This is a genomic window from Kineococcus glutinatus (assembly GCF_039542765.1).
Taxonomy (GTDB): domain Bacteria; phylum Actinomycetota; class Actinomycetes; order Actinomycetales; family Kineococcaceae; genus Kineococcus_A; species Kineococcus_A glutinatus.
This window is the reverse complement of the sequence record NZ_BAABIL010000414.1, coordinates 1-3,208: the sequence shown is the minus strand read 5'-3', so window position 1 is coordinate 3,208 and position 3,208 is coordinate 1. Positions and strand designations below refer to the sequence as shown.

General features: G+C 73.1%; 4 protein-coding genes. All 4 read left to right on the top strand.

What is annotated here, in order from left to right:
- Window positions 1-760: hypothetical protein (locus tag ABEB16_RS14895; RefSeq protein WP_345713019.1), on the top strand; the 760-nt coding region annotated here is incomplete at its 5' end.
- Window positions 757-1,200, top strand: coding sequence for a phage holin family protein (locus ABEB16_RS14890; RefSeq protein ID WP_345713018.1), 444 nt, complete (start codon window positions 757-759; stop codon window positions 1,198-1,200). The genes ABEB16_RS14895 and ABEB16_RS14890, both read left to right, overlap by 4 nt.
- On the top strand, window positions 1,176-1,991 hold the full coding sequence (locus ABEB16_RS14885; protein ID WP_345713017.1) for a DUF3618 domain-containing protein: 816 nt from the start codon (window positions 1,176-1,178) through the stop codon (window positions 1,989-1,991). The genes ABEB16_RS14890 and ABEB16_RS14885 overlap by 25 nt, the downstream gene beginning before the upstream one ends.
- A 173-nt stretch (window positions 1,992-2,164) precedes the next feature.
- The coding region (locus ABEB16_RS14880) for a YihY/virulence factor BrkB family protein (protein ID WP_345713016.1) at window positions 2,165-3,208 on the top strand (1,044 nt) is incomplete at its 3' end.

The window sequence follows — 3,208 nt, the reverse complement described above, 5'->3', positions numbered from 1 at the left end:
CGCGAAGGAGCAGGCCAGCGCCGTCGCGGGGACCGCGAAGGAGCAGGCCAGCGCCGTCGCCGGGACCGCCAAGGAGCAGGCGGGCGCCGTCGTGGCGGAGGCCAAGGAGCACGCCCAGGACCTGCTGGGCGACCTGCGCCGCCAGATCGCCGAGCAGGGCGAGACCCAGCGCGACCGCCTGGCCACCGTGCTGCGCGAGGTCGCCGAGGAGTTCCAGGAGATGGCCGGCGCCAGCAGCCGCTCCGGCTACGCCGCGCAGCTCGTCCGCCAGTTCGGCGAGCGCGTGCAGACCTGGAGCACCCACATCGACGGGGCCGGCGCCTCCGACCTGCTGGACCAGACGCGCTCCTTCGCCCGCCGCAAGCCGGGGACGTTCCTGCTGGGCGCGCTAGCCGCGGGCATCCTCGCCGGCCGGGCCACCCGCAGCGCGACGGCGAACTCCTCGCGCACCTCCGACGCCCCCATCGGGCAGCGCGACACCACCCCCGAGGTCACCGCCCAGGCCCCCGCCGCCACCGTCGACCTCACGGTCTCGGAGCCGGCGTACGCCGGTGCCACGTACCCGACGACGGCGACCAGCGCCGTCGGCACCACCGGTGGCTACGACCAGGGCCACGGCGGTCAGCACACCTACGGCGAGCCGAACCTCACCGGGCAGAACCCGAACGAGGACCTCGTGCCCCGCCACATCGCGTCCGACGTCCCGTCGATCTCCAACGAGGGCCACACCGGCCCGTACCCGAGCGGGGGCCAGCAGTGAGCGGATCCCACCAGGTCGGCGACCCCGGCGTCACGGCGAACACGTCGGGCACCGGCTCCACCGGCGAGCGCTCGCTCGGCGAGATCGTCGGCAGCATCACGACCGAGTTCTCCACCCTCGTCCGCAAGGAGGTGGAGCTCGCCAAGACCGAGCTGCGCGAGGACGTCAAGAACGCGGGCAAGGGCGCGGGGATGTTCGCCGGGGCGGGCGTCGCCGGGCACGTGTTCCTCATCGCGCTGTCGGCGTTCCTCGTCATCGCGATCGGTGACGCGATCGGCTACGTCTGGTCCTCGCTCATCGTCACCGTCCTGTGGGCGGTCGCCGCCGCGGTGCTGGCGCTGCGCGGCAAGGCGGAGATGAAGAAGGTTCCCCCGCCGCTGGAGAAGACCACCATCACCCTGAAGGAGGACGTGCAGTGGGCGAAGCACCCGACGAGCTGAAGCGCGACATCGAGGAGACCCGCAGCTCGCTGACGGCCGACCTCGACGAGCTGACCGAGCGGCTCAGCCCCGGCAACATCGCCAACCGGCAGAAGGAGCGCGTCGTCGGACGCGTCACCGGGGTCAAGGACCGCATCATGGGCACCGCCCACGACGTCATGGGTTCCGCGCAGGACAAGATCTCCGGCGCGCAGGACTCGCTGTCCTCCGCGACGTCCGGCGCCCACGACAAGGTCTCCTCCGCGGCATCCGGGCTGGGGGGCAAGGTGTCCTCCGCCAAGGAGGGCACCCCCTCCGCCGGCGAGGCGACCAGCGCCGCCAAGGCGCGCGCCCAGGGCAACCCGATGGCCGCCGGCCTCATCGCCTTCGGCGTGGGCTGGCTCATCTCCTCCCTGGCGCCGGCGACCAAGACCGAGGCGAGGGTCACCGCCAAGGCGGTGGACGCGGCCAAGGAGCGCGGTCAGGGCATCGCGGCCGAGGCCAAGTCGGTCGCGTCGGAGATCGGCAGCAACCTCGGCGACCAGGCCAAGGAAGCTGCGCAGTCCCTCAAGGAGACCGCGCAGCAGGCCGCCGGCACCGTCCGCGAGGACGCCCAGGGCGCTGCGGCCGCCGTGAAGGAGCAGGGCCAGGACGCGGCGGCGACCGTGCAGCAGCACGGCCAGGAGGCCGCTGGCGCCGTCAAGGAGCACGGCCAGGGCGCGGCCGCCACCGTGCAGCAGCACGGCCAGGAGGCGGTCACGGACGTCCGCGGGACGGCGCAGTCTGCCGGGTCGACGCAGTCCAGCTGGTGAGAAGACCCCGCCGTCCGCGGCGGGAGCAACTGCAGTGCAACGGGTGCGGCCCGGACGCGAACGGCGTCCGGGCCGCACCCGTTCCTGCGGCCCGTTGCGCCGTCCGGGTGGTGGCGCGAACCCCGCCCGCCCCGACCGGCATGGAAAACCCGTCTACGGGGTAGACGAGGAGCATGAGCAGGAGTTCGGGAACCGCCCAGGGCGCCGTGGCGCCGGGCCACGACGCGCAGAAGCCGCAGCAGGTGCCCGCCAAGGGCTGGCTGCAGATCACCAAGCGGGCCTGGGGCGAGGCGAAGTCCGACCTGGTCCCGCTGCTCGGGGCCGGCGTCGCCTTCAAGACGTTCCTGGCGCTCTTCCCCGCCCTCACCGCCGCGTTCCTCATCTGGGGCCTGGTGAGCGACCCGGCGCAGATCACCCGCCAGATCAACGGCCTCGGCGAGGCGATCCCCGCGCCGGCCAAGGACCTCGTGCTCTCCCAGGTCGAGACCATCAGCAGCAACAAGGCCGCGGCCGGCTGGAGCGCGGCCGTCGCCATCGCGCTGGCGCTGTGGAGCGCCTCCAGCGGCGTGCAGAACATGATGGACGCCATCAACGCCGCCTACGACGAGGACGAGACCCGCGGGTTCGTCAAGAAGAAGGGCACCGCCCTCCTGCTCACCGTCGGCGCCATCGTCACCTTCCTGCTCGCCGTCGCCCTCGTCGCCGTGCTGCCCCCGGTGCTCAACGCGATCGGCCTGACCGGCGGCCTCGGCTTCCTCGTCAACGTGGTGCGCTGGGTCGTGCTCGTCGCCGTGCTCGTCGTGGCCCTCGGCGTGCTCTACCGGGTCGCGCCGGACCGCGACGCCCCGCAGTTCCGCTGGGCCTCGGTGGGCGCGATCGTCGCGACGGTCCTCTGCGTCATCGCGTCCATCGGGTTCTCGGTCTACGTCTCCGTCGCCGGGCAGAGCTCCTACTCGAAGAACTACGGCGCCTCCGCCGGCGTCGTCATCCTGCTCGTCTGGCTGTGGGTCATCAGCTACGCCGTGCTGCTCGGGGCCGAGGTCAACGCCGAGGCCGAGCGCCAGACCGCGCAGGACACCACGAAGGGCGATCCGGTGGAGATGGGGCGCCGCGACGCCGTCGCCGCCGACACCGTCGCCAACGCCGACGGCAGCATCGACGTGCGCGATGCCGGCCCGGGCAGCGTGGACGTGCGCGACTCCAGCGGTTCGCGCACC